Annotated in this window: 17 protein-coding genes; 7 read left to right on the forward strand and 10 right to left on the reverse strand. The window is 64.8% G+C overall.

What is annotated here, in order from left to right; all coding sequences use genetic code 11:
* The first annotated feature begins 35 nt into the window (after nt 1-35).
* On the forward strand, nt 36-1,373 hold the full coding sequence (locus tag ACOZ4H_RS14600; protein WP_424329963.1) for a sodium-dependent transporter: 1,338 nt from the start codon (nt 36-38) through the stop codon (nt 1,371-1,373).
* A gap of 225 nt (nt 1,374-1,598) precedes the next feature.
* On the opposite strand, the gene ACOZ4H_RS14605 is transcribed toward ACOZ4H_RS14600, so the two are convergent.
* A complete protein-coding gene (locus ACOZ4H_RS14605) occupies nt 1,599-1,799 on the reverse strand; it encodes a hypothetical protein (protein WP_424329964.1) in 201 nt (66 codons plus the stop codon).
* 47 nt (nt 1,800-1,846) lie between these two features.
* Entirely contained in the window at nt 1,847-2,827 is a 981-nt protein-coding gene (locus ACOZ4H_RS14610) for a DMT family transporter (RefSeq protein ID WP_424329965.1), read from the reverse strand.
* 224 nt (nt 2,828-3,051) lie between these two features.
* Between ACOZ4H_RS14610 and ACOZ4H_RS14615 the strand changes: the two genes are divergently transcribed.
* Entirely contained in the window at nt 3,052-3,843 is a 792-nt protein-coding gene (locus ACOZ4H_RS14615) for a helix-turn-helix transcriptional regulator (RefSeq protein ID WP_424329966.1), read from the forward strand.
* A 57-nt stretch (nt 3,844-3,900) separates the two neighbouring features.
* On the opposite strand, the gene ACOZ4H_RS14620 is transcribed toward ACOZ4H_RS14615, so the two are convergent.
* On the reverse strand, nt 3,901-4,524 hold the full coding sequence (locus tag ACOZ4H_RS14620) for a uracil-DNA glycosylase family protein (protein ID WP_424329967.1): 624 nt from the start codon (nt 4,522-4,524) through the stop codon (nt 3,901-3,903).
* A gap of 141 nt (nt 4,525-4,665) precedes the next feature.
* Between ACOZ4H_RS14620 and ACOZ4H_RS14625 the strand changes: the two genes are divergently transcribed.
* From ACOZ4H_RS14625 to ACOZ4H_RS14640, 4 genes are all read left to right on the forward strand, one after another.
* Entirely contained in the window at nt 4,666-6,216 is a 1,551-nt protein-coding gene (locus ACOZ4H_RS14625; protein WP_424329968.1) for an acyl-CoA carboxylase subunit beta, read from the forward strand.
* Between the two features lie 2 nt (nt 6,217-6,218).
* Nucleotides 6,219-6,524, forward strand: a complete 306-nt coding sequence (locus tag ACOZ4H_RS14630; protein ID WP_064288302.1) for a hypothetical protein — start codon at nt 6,219-6,221, stop codon at nt 6,522-6,524.
* A gap of 223 nt (nt 6,525-6,747) precedes the next feature.
* Entirely contained in the window at nt 6,748-8,595 is a 1,848-nt protein-coding gene (locus ACOZ4H_RS14635) for an acetyl-CoA carboxylase biotin carboxylase subunit (RefSeq protein ID WP_424329969.1), read from the forward strand.
* A gap of 63 nt (nt 8,596-8,658) precedes the next feature.
* On the forward strand, nt 8,659-9,606 hold the full coding sequence (locus ACOZ4H_RS14640; protein WP_424329970.1) for a biotin--[acetyl-CoA-carboxylase] ligase: 948 nt from the start codon (nt 8,659-8,661) through the stop codon (nt 9,604-9,606).
* Between the two features lie 19 nt (nt 9,607-9,625).
* Here the strand turns inward: ACOZ4H_RS14640 and ACOZ4H_RS14645 are convergent, their stop codons facing one another.
* The 6 genes from ACOZ4H_RS14645 to pan1 form a co-directional block, all read right to left on the reverse strand.
* Nucleotides 9,626-10,105 (reverse strand): universal stress protein, encoded by a 480-nt coding sequence (locus tag ACOZ4H_RS14645; protein ID WP_424329971.1) that lies wholly within the window; start codon nt 10,103-10,105, stop codon nt 9,626-9,628.
* A 73-nt stretch (nt 10,106-10,178) separates the two neighbouring features.
* Nucleotides 10,179-10,637 (reverse strand): SHOCT domain-containing protein, encoded by a 459-nt coding sequence (locus ACOZ4H_RS14650; protein ID WP_424329972.1) that lies wholly within the window; start codon nt 10,635-10,637, stop codon nt 10,179-10,181.
* Nucleotides 10,638-10,670: 33 nt separating this feature from the next.
* Complete coding sequence (locus ACOZ4H_RS14655) at nt 10,671-11,696, reverse strand: amidohydrolase family protein (protein WP_424329973.1); 1,026 nt, start codon at nt 11,694-11,696, stop codon at nt 10,671-10,673.
* 21 nt (nt 11,697-11,717) lie between these two features.
* Complete coding sequence (locus tag ACOZ4H_RS14660; RefSeq protein ID WP_424329974.1) at nt 11,718-12,941, reverse strand: HD domain-containing protein; 1,224 nt, start codon at nt 12,939-12,941, stop codon at nt 11,718-11,720.
* A 65-nt stretch (nt 12,942-13,006) separates the two neighbouring features.
* Nucleotides 13,007-13,588: a DUF420 domain-containing protein gene (locus ACOZ4H_RS14665; protein ID WP_424329975.1), complete on the reverse strand. Its 582-nt coding sequence runs from the start codon at nt 13,586-13,588 to the stop codon at nt 13,007-13,009.
* A 128-nt stretch (nt 13,589-13,716) separates the two neighbouring features.
* Complete coding sequence (gene pan1, locus ACOZ4H_RS14670) at nt 13,717-14,931, reverse strand: proteasome-activating nucleotidase Pan1 (protein WP_424329976.1); 1,215 nt, start codon at nt 14,929-14,931, stop codon at nt 13,717-13,719.
* A 155-nt stretch (nt 14,932-15,086) separates the two neighbouring features.
* Between pan1 and ACOZ4H_RS14675 the strand changes: the two genes are divergently transcribed.
* Nucleotides 15,087-15,827, forward strand: a complete 741-nt coding sequence (locus ACOZ4H_RS14675) for an FAD-dependent oxidoreductase (RefSeq protein WP_424329977.1) — start codon at nt 15,087-15,089, stop codon at nt 15,825-15,827.
* Between the two features lie 64 nt (nt 15,828-15,891).
* Here the strand turns inward: ACOZ4H_RS14675 and ACOZ4H_RS14680 are convergent, their stop codons facing one another.
* Nucleotides 15,892-16,956 (reverse strand): M48 family metalloprotease, encoded by a 1,065-nt coding sequence (locus ACOZ4H_RS14680; protein ID WP_424329978.1) that lies wholly within the window; start codon nt 16,954-16,956, stop codon nt 15,892-15,894.
* Between the last annotated feature and the right edge of the window lie 87 nt (nt 16,957-17,043).

The following is a 17,043-nucleotide window of genomic DNA, read 5'->3' on the forward strand; positions in this document are numbered from 1 at the left end:
CAGTTTTATTCGGCAGAAGAATACGCGGCGTCACAATGAGTGACAGAGAAACGTGGGCCTCACGGCTCGGGTTCATTCTCGCAGCTATCGGTAGCGCAGTCGGGCTCGGAAACATCTGGCAGTTCCCGTTCAAGACTGCGACAAACGGCGGCGCAGTGTTCCTCGTGTTCTATCTCGCCGCCGTGTTGCTCATCGGCTTCCCGGCAATGCTGGCGGAGTTCATCATCGGCCGGCGGACGAACCGCAACGCCGTCGACGCGTTCACAGACCTCGGGCACAGGCAGTGGCGGGTGGTTGGTGCCCTCGGTGTCGTGACGGGCTTCTGGATTCTCTCCTATTACAACGTCGTCGGGGGGTGGGTCATGCGGTACATCCTCGGCAGTGCGACGGGCGCGTACTTCGGCAGCCCCGCGGAGTACTTCGGAGCTATCTCGACCGGTCCAGAAGCCGTCGCCGGGCAGGCGCTCTTCCTGCTTGTCTGTCTCGGCATCGTCGCGTTAGGTATCGAGGACGGTATCGAGAAGGCGACGAAAGTGATGGTCCCCAGCATCGTGATTCTCATGCTCGGGATGGCGGCCTGGGTCACCACCCTCGACGGTGCCGGGGCTGGCTACAGCTACTTCCTCTCGCCGGACTTCTCGACGCTGGCGGCGAACGCCGGCGACCTGATTCCGTTCGCAGTTGGACAGGCGTTTTTCACCCTCTCGCTGGGGATGGCGGCCATGATCACCTACTCCTCGTACATCGGTGACGACGAGAGTCTCCCGACCGACGGCGGCATCATCGTCGTGACGAACACGCTCATCGGCGTACTGGCGGGGCTCGTCGTGTTCCCGATTCTCTTCGCCATCGGCGTCAGTCCCGACACCAGCGGTCCGTCGGCGATCTTCGTCGCCATGGCGTCGGCGTTCCCCCAGCTCCCGGCGGGGCGGCTCCTCGGCGTGGTGTTCTTCGGCGTCGTCCTCATCGCCGCGGTTTCCTCCGCCATCAGCCTGCTCGAGGTCGTGGTCTCCTACGGCGTCGACAACACGTCATACTCGCGGGTGTCGCTGTCAGCAGCGGTCGGGGTTGCCCTGTTCGTTCTCGGCCTCCCGTCGGCCTGGGACCTGGGGTGGTTCGGTTGGTTCGACACGCTCGCGTACAAACTGTTCCTGCCGCTGTCGGTGCTGCTGATCCTGGTGTTCGTCGGCTGGGTCCTCTCGGCGGAGGCGGTCGACGAACTCCGACAGGGAACGGGCGGGCTCCGGGCCTTCGGTCCGATCTGGCTCTGGATGGTCCGGACAGTGGTCATCCTCGGTGTCATCCTGACGCTGGCGCTCGGCCTGGAAACGCTGTTCCTCGCTGAGGATCCCGCAATCGTCCCGCCGATATAGAACCGTACAGACCGCCTCTCCCACAGCTACGGACTGGCTGTCCGTCATTTTTGAGTGACCACCTGGTGACGGGCAGTCGTCGCGGGAAACAGGTACAGCAGTCCGTCAGGGTGTCATACGACGCTTCATAAGTGTTGCATTCAGTCAAAATCGTCTGAATAGACTGCACGGTAGGTATGCGAGTTGAACATGGCCTATCCAGTCAGAATCGCCTGATAATGTGAATTATTTGTCGTTTTCGAGTGACTCTACCGCGTTTTCAAGCGCTTCCAGTGCCCGCTCCAACTCCCCAGCCACCTCGGGGTCGTCTACTTCTTCCTTGACAATTCGAATCTGTTTTATCGCTTCGTTCAGTCTGTTTGTCATTTGTGTACTTGATATTTCAAGTCCCAACCTGATAACATCTGGGCTCCCTGTGCTGACCATCTCAAACTGAGAGCGGCAACAAGTCTAAGACACCGTAGCAGCCCGTCTCAGTCGGATTCGAACCCACGCGGTTCGTCTGCGAATCCGAAACTCTCCGCCGCAACGTCGGCTTCGTCCGGGCTGTCCGAGAGCAGTTCGCGGATATCGACCGACTCGCTGCCAAGCACCGCGAATCCCGTGAAGATGGTCAGAAAGCCCGCCACTGCGGTCGAGGTGATGCTCTCACCGAGCAAGGCCCACCCGCCGAGCGTCGACACGACGGGGACCACGTAGAAGATAAGGTTGGCCTGGATCGCACCGGTGACATCGAGCAGACCGAAGTATGCGATGTAGGCGATTGCCCCGGCGAAGATACCGACGTACAGCAGGGCCGCTATCGCGGTCGGAGACCAGACCGCCGTGGCCGCCGATTCGCCCATGCCGACGCTCAACGCGTGAGAGAACGCGGCGGCGACGGGGAGTGCCCACGCAGTCCGGACGGTACTCGAGAGGCCGCCGCCGGACCACCGGATGAGGACGCTGCCCAGCGCGGCGCTGGTCGCACCAGCGAACAGAACCAGCTTGCCGATGCCGCCGCTCAGGAGCATCGCCGGATCGGGGCTGACGACGAGGCCGACGCCGAGCAGGCCGATGACCATGCCGAGGCCGCCGCGGGCCGAGAGCCGTTCGTCGGAGAGCAGGATGGCGGCGAACACCGGCGTCAGTATCGGGTTGAGACTGAATACGATGGCGGCGACCGCGCTGGTGGCGGACTGCTGGCCCACGAATATCAGCGCGTTCGCGAGGCCGAGCGCGAACAGGCCCGTCGAGAGGATCGCCAGCACGTCGCCACGGGTTCGCGGGAGCAGTTCGTCCCGGGACCGCGTCAGGACAACGTAACCGAGGAGCACGACGGCAGCGATGTCGAACCGCAGGGCGACGAACAGAAGCGGCGGGAGATACGACAGTCCGGCCTTCGCACCGACGAAGGTCCCGCCGAGCAGGACGCTGGCGACCGCAGCGAGGGCAAGGGTGCGGCGCGAGATCATTTTCCCACCTCGTATTTGATTTCTGAAATGACTGCACAGCCGACAGAGAGAGCGCGTGGAGAAACCTGAGTCATCGTACTCTACAGTACGGGATCGAGGCTTATAGGGCCGTTTAGAAAATCTTACATAACGCGAAACGACCGAACACCCGTGGCGGATATTCACGGCGTGAAATTATTTCACACTGCGAAAGCGCTTTAGCACGGGACCCCTAACGCGGCGGTATGGAATCGGCGCTCGAAGAGATCGAGTTCCTCGCGCTCTCGTCGAACCGGGTCGAGGTGTTACGGCTTCTGGCGGCGGAACCTCACTCGCGCGGGGACCTCGCGGCCGAAACCGGCGCGTCGCAGGCGACGCTCGGGCGTATTATCGCTGACTTCGAGGAACGGTCGTGGATTCGCCGAACGGGCGGCGAGTACGTCGCCACGGCGACGGGACGCATCGTCGCCGACGGGTTCACCGACCTGCTCGACAGCCTCGAAACCGAGCGGAAGCTGCGCGATATCGTCCAGTATCTCCCCACCGATGCGATGGACTTCGACCTGCAACACCTGGCCGACGCCACGATAACCGTCCCGAGCCAGACGCGCCCGAACGCGCCGGTCCAGCGGTTGCTCGACCTCCTTCGGGACGCCGAGGAGGTCCGGACTTTCTCCCATGCGTTTAACGACCAGACGATTCGGGTCGTCCAAGAGCGGGTCAGCGCCGGCCAGCAGCAGTTCTCGGGCGTGTTCTCCCCCGGGGCGATAGACGCGCTGACGGCGGACGACCGGCTCCGGGACCGGCTCGAGTCGCTGCTCGCCGAACCGGCTGCGTCGGTCCGGGTCCGGAACGACGGCGTGCCGCTGGCCGTGATGATCGCCGACGACGTGGTCCATCTCCTGCTGCGGGACGACAGCGGCGTCCTGCAGGCGTCGATAGATACGACTGCGCCAGCCGTCAGAGAGTGGGCCATCGAGACGTTCGACACCTACTGGGCGTCCGCGGACCCGCTCTCTGACGAGTGGTCGCTGTAACGCTGTTGTTTCGAGTCACCGGAGCCGCTACCACTGTAAAGATCAGTCGAGGCGCGGCTACCGGACCAGGTACGGGTCCTCGCCCGGCATGAACCGTCCGAGGTCCGCCTCGCGGCGGTAGTCCGTCTCCAGCAGCGCAGTCAGCGCGTCGACGAGGGCATCCTCCTCGTCGTCGGTCCACGCCGCGGGCTCTTTGATCGGGTAGACGAGCCAGCCGCTGCCCAGCACCTCTTTCGCGTGCAGCGTGTCCATGTCTATGGAGTCGGTCGGCTCCGATGTCGCGTTCGCGAACACGTGTCGCGTGGCGCGTTCGCCGACGGGCAGGAGCACGTGTGCGGTGATGGCCCGGAGTTCCGTGTCGAACAGCGGTTCCAGGTCGTCGTAGTCGGCGTCTGTCGGCGGGTCGCCGCCGCACATGTACAGATACGACAGGTACGTCTTCTCGACAGTCGGCGGAGTGCCGGCTTCGGCCAGGAGTCCGGCCTCGACGAGCGCCCGCTGGAGGCGTTCGCCCGCAACATTGTCGGTAAACGGGATGCCGGACGACGCGCCACCGTGGACGCCCGGATGGTCGCCGATGACGTGGAAATGGGCGTTGGCGTCGCCGTACCCCGGCACGAACGGCTCGCACGGTGCGTCGAAGCCGAAGGGGTTGTGCTGGCGGGCCGTGACGTTCTTCACGCGCGGACTCAACAGGCCGTCGCTCAAAACTCCGCCGGTTTCGGTTATCGAATACGAGAAATAATGGTTATGTTTGATAACGCTTTTCTCGGATGCCCGCAAGGAGTCGGATATGCTCCGGTCCGGGAGAAGTGATATCGCGTGAGCCACGATGACCGTGTCGAGGACCTTCGACAACGAAAAGCCGAGGCCGAGCGGGGCGGTGGCGAGGAACGGATCGAGGCGCAACACGACCGCGGGAAACTCACCGCTCGTGAGCGCATCGACTACTTCCTCGACGACAACACTTTCGTCGAGATCGACTCGCTCCGTGAACACCGTTCGACGAACTTCGACATGGCCGACAAGAAGGTACCCGGCGACGGCGTCGTCGTCGGCTACGGCCAGGTCGACGGCCGGCGTGTCTACGTCTTCGCCCACGACTTCACCGTCTTCGGGGGGTCGCTGGGCGAGGCGTTCGCACAGAAGGTCTGTAAGGTGATGGACAAGGCCATCGAGACGGGTGCGCCCATCATCGGCCTGAACGACTCCGCCGGCGCGCGGATACAGGAGGGTATCGACTCGCTGGCAGGCTACGCCGACATCTTCCACCGCAATCAGCAAGCCAGCGGTGTCGTCCCGCAGATTTCGGCCATCATGGGGCCGTGTGCCGGCGGCGCGGTGTACTCCCCGTCCATTACGGACTTCGTCTACATGGTCGAGGAGACCAGCCACATGTTCATCACCGGACCGGACGTCATCGAGACGGTGACCGGCGAGGAGGTCGGCTTCGACGAACTCGGCGGGGCGAAGACCCACGCCTCAGAGTCCGGGGTGGCCCACTTCACGGCCGCTGACGAGAAAGAGGCGATGGACGACATCCGCTACCTCCTCTCGTATCTCCCCCAGAACAACGTCGAGGACCCGCCACGGGTCGAGCCCTGGGACGACCCCGAGCGCCGGGACGAGGCGCTGAAGACGGCTGTTCCCGACGCGCCACAGAAACCCTACGACATGACGGACGTCGTCGGGCGCATCGTCGACGAGGACTCCTTTTTCGAGGTCGCGGAGGACTTCGCGCGCAACATCGTCATCGGGTTCGCCCGCATGGACGGCCACAGCGTCGGTGTCGTCGGCAACCAGCCGCGGGTCAACGCCGGGACGCTGGACATCAACGCCTCGCGGAAGGGCGCGCGCTTCGTCCGGTTCTGTGACGCGTTCAACATCCCGATTCTGACGTTCGTCGACGTGCCCGGGTTCATGCCCGGCAAGGACCAGGAGACCAACGCCATCATCAACCACGGCGCAAAGCTCCTGTATGCCTACTCCGAGGCCACCATGCCGCTGGTGACCGTCATCACGCGGAAGGCGTACGGCGGGGCCTACGACGTGATGGCGTCGAAGCACATCGGCGCGGACATGAACTACGCCTGGCCGACCGCCGAGATCGCCGTGATGGGGCCACAGGGCGCGGTCAACGTCCTCTACGACGACGAACTGGAGGACGCCGACGACGTGGAAGCCCGCCGCCAGCAACTCATCGACGAGTACCGCGACGCCTTCGCGAACCCCTACACCGCAGCCAAGCGCGGGTTCGTCGACGACGTCATCGAACCCCAGGAGACTCGCCCGCGGCTCATCGACGATCTGGACCTGCTCCGGGGGAAACGCAAGGACCAGCCCGACCGCAAGCACGGCAACATCCCACTGTAACGATGGCGGCTGACACTGACTCGGCTGTCGACGCCGAACTGGTCGCGGAGATCGCTGCGCAGCTCGACGACGCCTCGACGGACGAGGCGGCCGCCATTGCCGTCGCTGTCGGCGCGCACCTCACCGACCGACAGCGCGCGGCGGCAGCAGCCGCGGCGGCCGCGGCGGCAGACGACGGGGACTCCTGGGACGGCAAACAGTGGTCGTTCTCCGGGCGCGTCGAGGCCACGCAGAAGCGGTCCGTTCGGGTCCGCTCGGACGCGCCAACCGACCCCTGGAGCGCCGCCGGCCGCACCGAACGGTTCTGACCGCGGACAGCTCTTCTGTCATACGGATTGTTGGAGCGATGTACCGGTCTGCTCCGACTCCGGTATCGGAGCTATCCGGAAATAATCTACAACAATCCGTATCAGTTGATTGGCGACGCCCTGGCTGGATTTGCGGGTATGTTCCATACTAACATGATTATATGTGTAAGATTGGCCGCTATCTGCGCATAGTTTTATGGGCCGACTCTCAGTATGAGGGCGTATGTTCGATAAGGTGCTCGTCGCTAATCGCGGGGAGATAGCGGTGCGCGTGATGCGCGCATGTGAGGAGTTGGGCATCGGCACAGTGGCCGTCTACTCTGACGCCGACAAGCACGCCGGCCACGTCCGGTACGCCGACGAGGCGTACAACGTCGGCCCGGCCCGTGCCGCCGACTCCTATCTCGACCAGGAAGCGATTATCGACGCGGCCAAGCAGGCCGACGCCGACGCCATCCACCCGGGGTACGGCTTCCTCGCGGAGAACGCCGACTTCGCGGAGCGCGTCCAGGAGACGGACGGCGTCACCTGGGTCGGTCCCGAAAGCGAGTCGATGGAAGCGCTGGGCGAGAAGACGAAAGCCCGCAAGATCATGCAATCGGCCGACGTGCCCATCGTTCCGGGGACGACCGATCCGGTCGATGACCCCGAGGAAGTCGTCGAGTTCGGCGAGGAGAACGGCTTCCCGATTGCCATCAAGGCCGAGGGCGGCGGTGGCGGCCGCGGGATGAAGATCGTCCACGATCCCGAGGAAGCCGAGGAGCAACTCGAAAGCGCAAAGCGGGAGGGTGAGGCGTACTTCTCGAACGATTCGGTGTATCTCGAACGTTATCTGGAGAACCCCCGCCACATCGAGGTCCAGATCATCGCCGACCATCACGGCAACGTCCGACATCTGGGCGAACGCGACTGTTCGCTCCAGCGCCGCCACCAGAAGGTCATTGAAGAGGGACCCTCGCCGGCCCTGAACGACGCCCTCCGCGAGAAGATCGGCAACGCCGCCCGCCGCGGCGTCCGCGAATCGGACTACTACAACGCCGGGACCGTCGAGTTCCTCGTCGAGGAGGACACCGACCGCGAACAGGGTGAACTGCTCGGGGAAGACGCGAACTTCTATTTCCTCGAAGTCAACACCCGTATTCAGGTCGAGCACTGCGTCACCGAGGAGATCACCGACATCGATATCGTCAAGTGGCAACTGCGGGTGGCGATGGACGAGGAGATCACCTTCGACCAGGACGACGTGGAGATCGAGGGCCACGCGATGGAGTTCCGCATCAACGCCGAGAACGCCGCCGACGACTTCGCGCCCGCCACCGGCGGCAGCCTCGATACCTACGACCCGCCTGGCGGTATCGGCGTCCGCCTCGACGACGCGCTCCGGCAGGGCGACGACCTCGTCACCGACTACGACTCGATGATCGCGAAACTCATCACTTACGGCGAGGACCGCGCGGAGTGTATCGAGCGCGGAAAACGGGCGCTCAAGGACTTCGACATCGAAGGCATTCCGACCGTTATTCCGTTCCACCGTCTGATGCTCACCGACGAGAAGTTCGTCACCGGCACCCACACCACGAAGTACCTCGACGAGCAACTCGACCGCACGCGCGTCGAGGAAGCACAGGAGAAATGGGGCACTGTCACCGACTCCGACGGCGACGAGGACGAGGAGGTCGTCGAGCGCGAGTTTACCGTGGAGGTCAACGGCAAGCGCTTCCAGGTCGACCTCGAAGAGCGCGGCGCACCCCCCATCAACGTCGGCGACGTGGACGCCGACGGCGGGAGCCAGCCACAGCGGCCACAGGGTGGCGGCAGTAGTTCCGACGGCGGGGGCGGCAGCGCCACCGCCGCCGAGGGTCAGGAAGTCGCCGCGGAGATGCAGGGGACGATTCTGGAGGTCAACGTCGACGAAGGCGACGAGGTCGAGGCCGGCGACGTCCTCTGTGTGCTGGAAGCGATGAAGATGGAAAACGACATCGTCGCCGAGCGGGGCGGCACAATCAACGACGTTGCCGTCAGCGAGGGCGAATCTGTCGACATGGGCGACTTGCTCTTTGTGATCGGGTGAGCCGGTGGACTGACCGTCGCGCTCTGCAGACGCCTTTTATTTCGGCCGGTCGAAGCCCCACCTATGAACGAAACACGTCATCGGGTACTCGATGCGCTGGCGGACGGCCCCGTCTCAGGGCCGACGCTCGCCGACGAACTGGACATCTCCCGCTCCGCGGTCTGGAAGCACGTCGAAGCCCTGCGTGACGAGGGGTTCGAGATCCGTAGCGACGACGCGGGCTACGTCCTCGAATCGGTGCCGGAGTTCGGGGCGAGCGCGGTCGAGTACGGGCTGGACGCCTCGTTTTCCGTCGAGTACCACGACAGCATCCCCAGCACGAACGCGCGCGCCCGAGATCTGGCCGCGGAGGGGGCGTCGGACATCGTAGTGCTGGCCGACGAACAGACCGGTGGCCGGGGACGGCTCGACCGCGATTGGCACTCGCCGAGCGGCGGGGCCTGGCTCTCGGTGCTGTTCCGGCCCGACGTGCCGATGGCCCACGCGCCGGTGTTCACGCTCGCGGCAGCCGTCGCGGTAACGCGGGCGGCCCGCGAAGCCGGCGTCGATGCCAGCATCAAGTGGCCCAACGACGTGCTCGTCCGCCACGGCGACGAGGAGCGCAAACTGGTCGGCATCCTCACCGAGATGGAAGGCGAGGCCGACCGCGTCTCCTGGGTCGTCGTGGGCATCGGCGTCAACGCGAACGTCGACCCCGCGGACTTGCCAGACGAAGCGAACCCGACGAGCCTCTCAGCCGAACGCGGCGAGCCGGTCGACCGACGGCTGTTCACTCAGCGACTGCTGGAGGAGTTCGACGCGCTGCGACAGGACACGGAGCACGTCGTCGAGGCGTGGCGGGAGTACGCGACGACGCTGGGACAACAGGTCCGGGTCGAGACGCCGGGAGGCCCCGTCGAGGGCGAAGCCGTAGACATCCAGTTTCCGGGGGCGCTCGTCATCGAGACAGAATCCGGTACAGAAATCGTTTCAGCGGGGGATTGCGAGCATCTCCGCCCGGTTACGGAGTGAGCGCAACGACAGGGACACGTCACTGTGGAACGCCGGCAGGCTGTTCGTCCTCCGAAACATCTTGCATCGTCGTCTCCACCGGAACGGTGACGACTGGGACGTTGGCTGACCGGACGACCCGTTCGGCGACGCTCCCCAGCAGCAGGCGGTCGATGCCGCCGCGTCCGTGGGTCCCCATCACGACGAGGTCGCAGTCGTGCTGGCCCGCGTAGTCGACGATCTCCCGGCTCGGGCTTCCCTCGGCCGTGGCTCGCGTGACAGTCACATCGTCGGCAACGAGACGCTCCACCATGTCCAGGGCCATCTCGCCCTCGCGGTGCAGTGAGTCAGTGACACTCTCCCACGTCGGTTCGTGCGGGAGCGTCGAGAACCGGCCGGTATCAACGACATACAGCGCGTGAATCTCACTGTCGTGGGTCGCTGCGAGTGTCTCAGCGTGTGTGAGCACGTCCCGCGACCCCGGCGACCCATCCGTCGGTACCAGTATCCTGTCGTACATGCTGTAGTATTGGCTGCCTGAAGGGATATAGTTTGGTAAAAGGTAGCATTCGACAGGCGGTTAGGTATATTGCTCAATTCAACTCTCGATCCCGTTCCAACTCTGTCGCCCCGGAGGCATCCAGAGACGGTTCGTCGAGGACCTGTTCGAGCCGCCGTTCCAGTTCGGCTTCGGTTATCTCCCCCTCGGCGTAGCGTTCGGAGAGTCGTTCGACGGCGTCTGTCCCGTCAGCGCTTGTCACGCCTGCCGTGTCGGTAGCCCGCGCCTCTGACAAGTCGGTGGTCGACGCCGGCTCCTCGTCCTGACCGATGACCCTCGAAGCCAGCCAGTACACGGCGTAGCCGATAGCCGCCAGGACGCCGATGGTGGCAGCCAGGGAAACGATACCGAACAGGAGCCCGATAAGGCCCCACAGCAGTTCGAACACGAAACTCACGACGGTGAGGACGGCGATCAGCGAGACGAGCCCTAACAGGCCGTACAGGAGTATCTTCGCCGGTGTGCTCAGGGCGCGGTCGGTGGTGGAGGGCATCGGCCGTGCGTACTATTCCCGCAGTGATAAGAATTATTCCGCCCTGGGATGGACGACCCGCCGAACGTCGGCCGTCCCCGCCCGGCGAACGACAGCGCGAACTGGGTTTCGCGCCCCGGAGAGGTTGTCCGAGTCCCCGTCGAGCACGAGTAGTCGTGCCGGCTGTCCGGTCTCGATAACGCCGCCGTCCAGTCCCGCTATGTCGGCCCCGTTGACGGTCGCCATCCGCAGTACCTCGCGGGCCGTGAGGTCGTACAGTTTCGCGGTGAACTCCATCTCGCGGAACATCGAGGGGCTGTTGAGCATGACGTTGTCCGTCCCGAGCGCGACTGTCGTCCGCTCGGCCAGTTCCTCGACCGGCGGGCGGCCAACGTCGGTCACGATGTTCGACCGGGGGCAGACCACGACCGGGATTTCGCTGTCAGTGACCCGTTCGAGATGCAGCGACTCCGCGTGAACCATGTGGACGAGGAAGTCCGGGTCGAGGTCGAGCGCGGGGTTGATGTCGGAGCTGTCGACTTCGCCCGCGTGGATGCCGAACAGTTTCCCGGCCTCTCGTGTCGCTCGCCGCTCCGTCCCAAACTCGCTGTCGTTGGCCCCGCTCGCACCGAATCCGTCGGACTGCTCCATCGCATCCGTCGATTCCCGTCCGAGGATAACACTGTCGAGATTCGCGCCGGTTAGCGCGTCCCGTATCGCGCGGACGCCCTCCACGCCGCCCTCCCGGAACTCCATGAACGCGCCCGTCCCGGACTGCTGCATGAACGACAGCGTCCGCTCCATCGCGGCCACCAGTTCGTCCCGGCTCGCATCGCGGAGCAACCGGTGTTTCAGGCCGTCCGGTGGCGCGACCAGTTCTTCCAGCGAGAGCCCCTCTCCAGCCTCCTTGGCGATGGAATCGCCGATGTGGGTGTGGGCGTTGACGAACGCTGGCGCGATGATGTCGTCGCTGTCCACCGCGGTCTCCTCGACGGCGGCTATCTCCCCGTCTTCGACCACGACGCGGCCCTCGACAGCTTCGAACGACCGTCCCGCCAGAATCGTCCCTTCGAGAATCATACTCTCTGTTCGCCCGTTCTCTCAGTTAAACTCATCGAGGGTCGCATGAATTCCCGTCCGCACGTCCCGGACCCTGGCCCCGTCGAGGTCGAGTCCGAGTTCGCGGATCGCCGCCGAACCGACCCGCTCGCTCTCGTCCTCCGGCGCGTAGACGCCGAGCCGCCACTGGTCTCGCTGGGCGGCGCGGATGGCATTGACGAGCGTCGACTGCTCGCCGAGCCGGCGGACTTCGCCGTTGACGAGAACGCGGCTGCTCGACTCGGTCATCGACGGTTCGGGCGGGATATCGAGCACAACGGCGTCGCTGTCGACGTTCGCTTCATCGGCGATAGCCTGTTCCATCGCGCCGACTGCGTCGTGGTCGGCCGCCAGAACCTCGTCGGGCACGGCCTGCCACTCCGCCCAGACAGCGCGCTTGTACAGGTCCCGCTGGGTCAGCCGCCGGGCGTACGCTTCCGTCGCGTCGCACTGTCGGAGCGCCACCAGCAGGTCGCTGTCGTCCCACCGGCGGAGCGTCTCGGCCGTCGTGTCAGTCGCGGCGAGCAGTTCCTCCGTCCCGCGCCTGAGCATCGATTTGGCGATGCGGGCGACGTGGTGCTGGTAGACGGTGGGGTTCATCAGCGCCCGCGCGAGCAGGAGCGACTCGGCCGTCTGGACGTTTCCCTCGTCCAGGACGAGTTCGCCGTCGACGAAACACAGCTCCCGGACCAGCCGCTCGTGGTCGATAGTCCCGTAGGGAACGCCCGTGTGATGAGCGTCACGGACCAGGTAATCCATCCGATCAACGTCCAGTTCGCCAGAGACAAGCTGGCCCAGTTCGCCCTCCCCGGCGACCAGGCCGGCCACGCGATCCGGATTGAGGCCGTGCTCCGAGAGGACCCGCGCGACCGGACCGTTGCTCAGCAGTTCGTCCACGTCGTCGTGGTACTTGCCCGTCCGGCGGTGGATGAGCGCCTCGACGTTGTGGCTGTAGGGCGAATGTCCCACGTCGTGGAGCAGCGCCGCGGCTCGGACCCGTTCGGCCTGCTGGCCCTCGATGCCGAGATGTGACAGCGCCCGGTCCGCGAGATGGTAGACGCCCAGCGAGTGCTCGAATCTGGTGTGGTTCGCGGAGGGGTAGACGAGCGTTACCGTGCCGAGCTGTGAGATATGACGGAGCCGCTGGACCGGCGGCGTGTCGAGCAACGCCGCCGCGACGCCCTGGATCTCGATGTGGTCGTGAACGCTGTCCTTGATCGTGGTCATTGCCGGGGCCTACGACGGCGGCCGGCAAAATCGTTCGCCACCGCACGCGCTGAGAGAGCGGTCGCTTATCGGGGGACCCAGCCGTAGATGTGGTTCAGCATGACGTAGGTCACGAGTCCGAGAAAGAGGCTCAGCCCCCAGGCCGAGACGGCGATGCGGCCCACGCGGGCGTGGACCGTCTCCCTGAGTTCGGCCGGGGAATGGGTCAGCCCGAGAACGACCGCGTGGACGACGACGGGCACCGACACCGCGGACAGCAGGATATGGACGGCAAGCATCACGATGTACGCCGTCCAGACGAACCCTTCGGCGACGATTTCCTTCTCGAAGCCGCCGCCGACCTTGAGGATGTACAGGGCCAGAAACGCCATGATGAGGGTGAACGCGCTCAGCATCGCCGCGCGGTGTTTCTGTACCTTATTGTTCTTGATGAAGTAGACGCCGGCGACGATTGCGAGCAGCGCGATGCTGTTGACGACGGCGATTGCGTCACCCAGTAGGATGACGGTATCCCGCGAGAACTCCGGCAGCGGCAACACGCCGCCGAACGCGCCGAACACGAGCGCGTAGCCAACGACCGAGACGACAGCGGTGACGAGCCGCGGACGAGCGCGGGCACGCGACTGGAGTGTGTCTGCGACGGCCATAGCAACTGTTCAGGACCGGAGTGGTAATTGTGTTCTGAAACGGGCGAGAACGGCGGCGCGACTGCGAGCCGAAGCAGGGGCTGTTGACTCGGAAAACAGCGGGAAATCAGATAGAAGCGTGGCCGGAATCAGGCGAAGGTCCGGGAGACGTCCTCGTCGTCGGTCTCCTCCTGCTGAATCTTCTCCCAGGCGTTGTGGAAGTCGGCCATCGTGACCTCGGTGCGGTCGTCGCGGATGGCGAACATCCCGGCCTCGGTACAGATAGCCTTCACGTCAGCACCGGAGGCGTCCGTTATCTCCTCGGCCAGCGCCTCGAACTCCACGTCGTCGGCGACGTTCATGCTTCGGGTGTGGATCTTGAAGATCTGCTCGCGGCCCTCGACATCGGGGTTGGGCACTTCGATGAGGCGGTCGAAGCGGCCGGGGCGGAGGATGGCGCGGTCGAGCATGTCGAAGCGGTTCGTCGCCGCGATGATGCGGATGTCGCCGCGGTCGTCGAACCCGTCCATCTCCGAGAGCAGTTGCATCATCGTCCGCTGGACCTCGGCGTCGCCGGAGGTCTTCGACTCCGTCCGCTTGGCCGCGATGGCGTCGATCTCGTCGATGAAGACGACGGCGGGCTCTTCCTGGCGGGCCAGCTCGAACAGGTCGCGGACGAGCTTCGCGCCCTCGCCGATGAACTTGTGGACCAGCTCGGAGCCGGCCATCTTGATGAAGGTCGCATCGGTCTCGTTGGCGACAGCCTTCGCCAGCATCGTCTTCCCGGTGCCGGGCGGACCGTGCAGCAGGACGCCGCTCGGCGGGTCGATGCCGACGTCTTCGAACATCTCGGGGCTCTTCAGCGGCATCTCGACGGTCTCGCGGACCTCCTCCATCTGCTCTTCGATGCCGCCGATGTCGGCGAAGGTGACGTCCGGCGACTGGTCGACCTGCATCACGCGGGCGCGAACGTCGGTCTCGTCGTCGAGCTGTTTGACGATAGAGAGCGAGTTGTTGACGGCGACGCGGTCGTCGGGTTCGAGGTCCTCGCGCATCTCGTCGGTGACCTCTGTCAGGGCCTCCTGGTTGTTGCCGTGCTGTTTGATAATCACGCCGTCGCTGGACAGTTCCTGGACGGTCGCGACGAACAGCGGTGACTGCTTGAGCTTCTTGTTCTCGTGTGTGAGCCGTTCGAGCTTCTGCTGGTACTTGTTGTTCTCCGCGTTGGCGTCCAGCAGCTTGTCGCGCATCTCCTCGTTCTGGGATTCGAGCACCTCCAGCCGCTCCTGCAGCGCCTCGATTTTCTGTTGCTGAGACGCGTCATCGTCGTACGGCATGTCGACCTCATCGACGGTGTCGGTCATTACGACGCCTTTAGTAGGTGTACCGTTATGAGGCTTCGGGTAGTCTCAGAAGCTGTATCGCCCAGCGCAAGCCCTGAGGGGTCCGTTACTGGCCGCTTCCCGTCCATAGGTCTCAAACCGGCACGTTTGTTGGCCCCCGACAGGAACACCTGCCCATGCCAACCGAACGCGAGGAAGTCATCATCGTCGGCGGTGGCGTCGCCGGTCTTTCGGCGGCGATCTACACCGCTCGCGCCGGTCTGTCGACCCGAATCATCTCGACCGGCGAGTCGATACTGAACCGTAACGCGCACCTGGAGAACTACCCCGGATTCCCCGCTGGAATCAACCCACGGCTCCTGCTCGAACTCATGCGGGCGCAGGCACGGCGCGCGGGCGTCTGGTTCATCGACGGCGAGGCCGAGCAGGTGGAACAAATCGACGGCGGCTTCGATGTGACCTGCGCCGACGGCGAGTCGTACGACTCGACGTACCTCATCGCCGCGTCCTGGTCGGACCCGTCGTATCTGGAGGGGCTGGGAATCTCGCTCATCGACCGCGGTTCGAAGCAGTTCATCTCGACCGACGATCAAGGGCGGACCGATGTCGAGGGGCTGTACGCGGCCGGCCGACTGGCCGAGCAGCACCACCAGGCCATCGTCGCCGCGGGCCACGGCGCACAGGTCGCGCTCACGCTGCTTGAGGACTCCGACGTGGACTTCTATCACGACTGGACCGCGCCGGAGGGATATTTCACCGGCCGCGACCGACCGGTTCCGCCGGGCTGTGAGGAAATCGACGAGGAAGAGCGCAAGAAACGCGAACAGGAGTCACTGGAGGTCATGCAGCGGTACTTCGAGGAGCCGATGCCGGGCGAGCCGACGATGCACCCGAGTGTCGACCAGGATTCAGACTGATAGGGACTGCTGTAACAGTTTTCGGGTTCGACCGTACGGCGGTCGAAACGGCTTACGGCAGTCACTATGACCCTGTTTCGAGCGAGCGTGCAACTGACTGCAGCCGTTCGATCCGTTCAGCCGTCGGCGGGTGTGACCGTGTTTCGATAGACAGGGAGTCGCTCGACGCCTCCGTATCGAACCCGTATGGTAGAAAGCATAGTCCGCGAACGCCCGCGTACGCGTGGCGTTTGTCGGTCCCCGGACGGTCGTCGCCCCCGCCGTCGAGTGTCTTTAACGCCTCAACGAGCGCGGCCGGATCTCCGGTCAACTGCGCCGCGCTCCGGTCGGCGGCGAACTCCCGAGCGCGCGACAGCGACCGCCCCAGAACAACGACGGGAGCGGTGAACACGCCCAGCGCGACGCCGCCGAACAGGACCGTCACCGCCAAAAGGAACAGGAACCCAAGCGTGAACGAGAGGCTTCCGAATGGGGCATCGAGCACCCGGGCGCTGAACACGTAGGCGAAACCGAGAGCGACCAGCCCGAGCGCGTAGCGGCTCCCGCTCCCGCCGGGGAGGTGGTCATCAAGCGGATCGTACTCGCCGTTGGTCAGCGACGGGAGGAAACTGGCCAGCGTCATGACGGTCGCGTCGCGGTTGACGACGTGCATGAGTTCGTGGGCCAGCACCGCGTCGAGTTCGTCATTCCCGAGCGTCGACAGGAGCCCCTCGCTGACGACCACCGTCGCGCCGCCGAGCGTCCCGATGGCGAAGCTGTTCGGCACGTCGGCGTCCGCGACGGCGATTCGCGGCGGCGTGAGGTCGGCCAGTTGCGCGAGCCGCTGCACCCGTTCGTGGAGGTCGGGGTACTCATCAGGGCCGACGATGCGAGCGTCGACCTCGGCCATCGTCTGGGCTCTGGTGTACCGGAGTTGTGCCCAGACAAACGCCACGAGGGCCGGGACGAGAATGGCCACCCACCAGGCGATACGTGCTGACGCCCCACCGAACGGAAGTGAGGACGCAACGGCGTCCCGCACCGGCGCAAGCCAGGGCGTCAGGAGCACCGCCGCGGTAGCGACCACGGCGATGTCGACGGCGAGGAGGAGCAGGAGGGTCCACAGGATACGGCGGGTCAGTGTCCGCATATGGTTAGTTCTGCTATACCCACAGCGAATGAAAGGTTTTCTGCTCCGACAGTCCGGTAGTGAGGGAAAATATTTACTCTGCCGCCG

The sequence above is a fragment of the Haloarcula amylolytica genome (genome assembly GCF_049705545.1).
Taxonomy (GTDB): domain Archaea; phylum Halobacteriota; class Halobacteria; order Halobacteriales; family Haloarculaceae; genus Haloarcula; species Haloarcula amylolytica_B.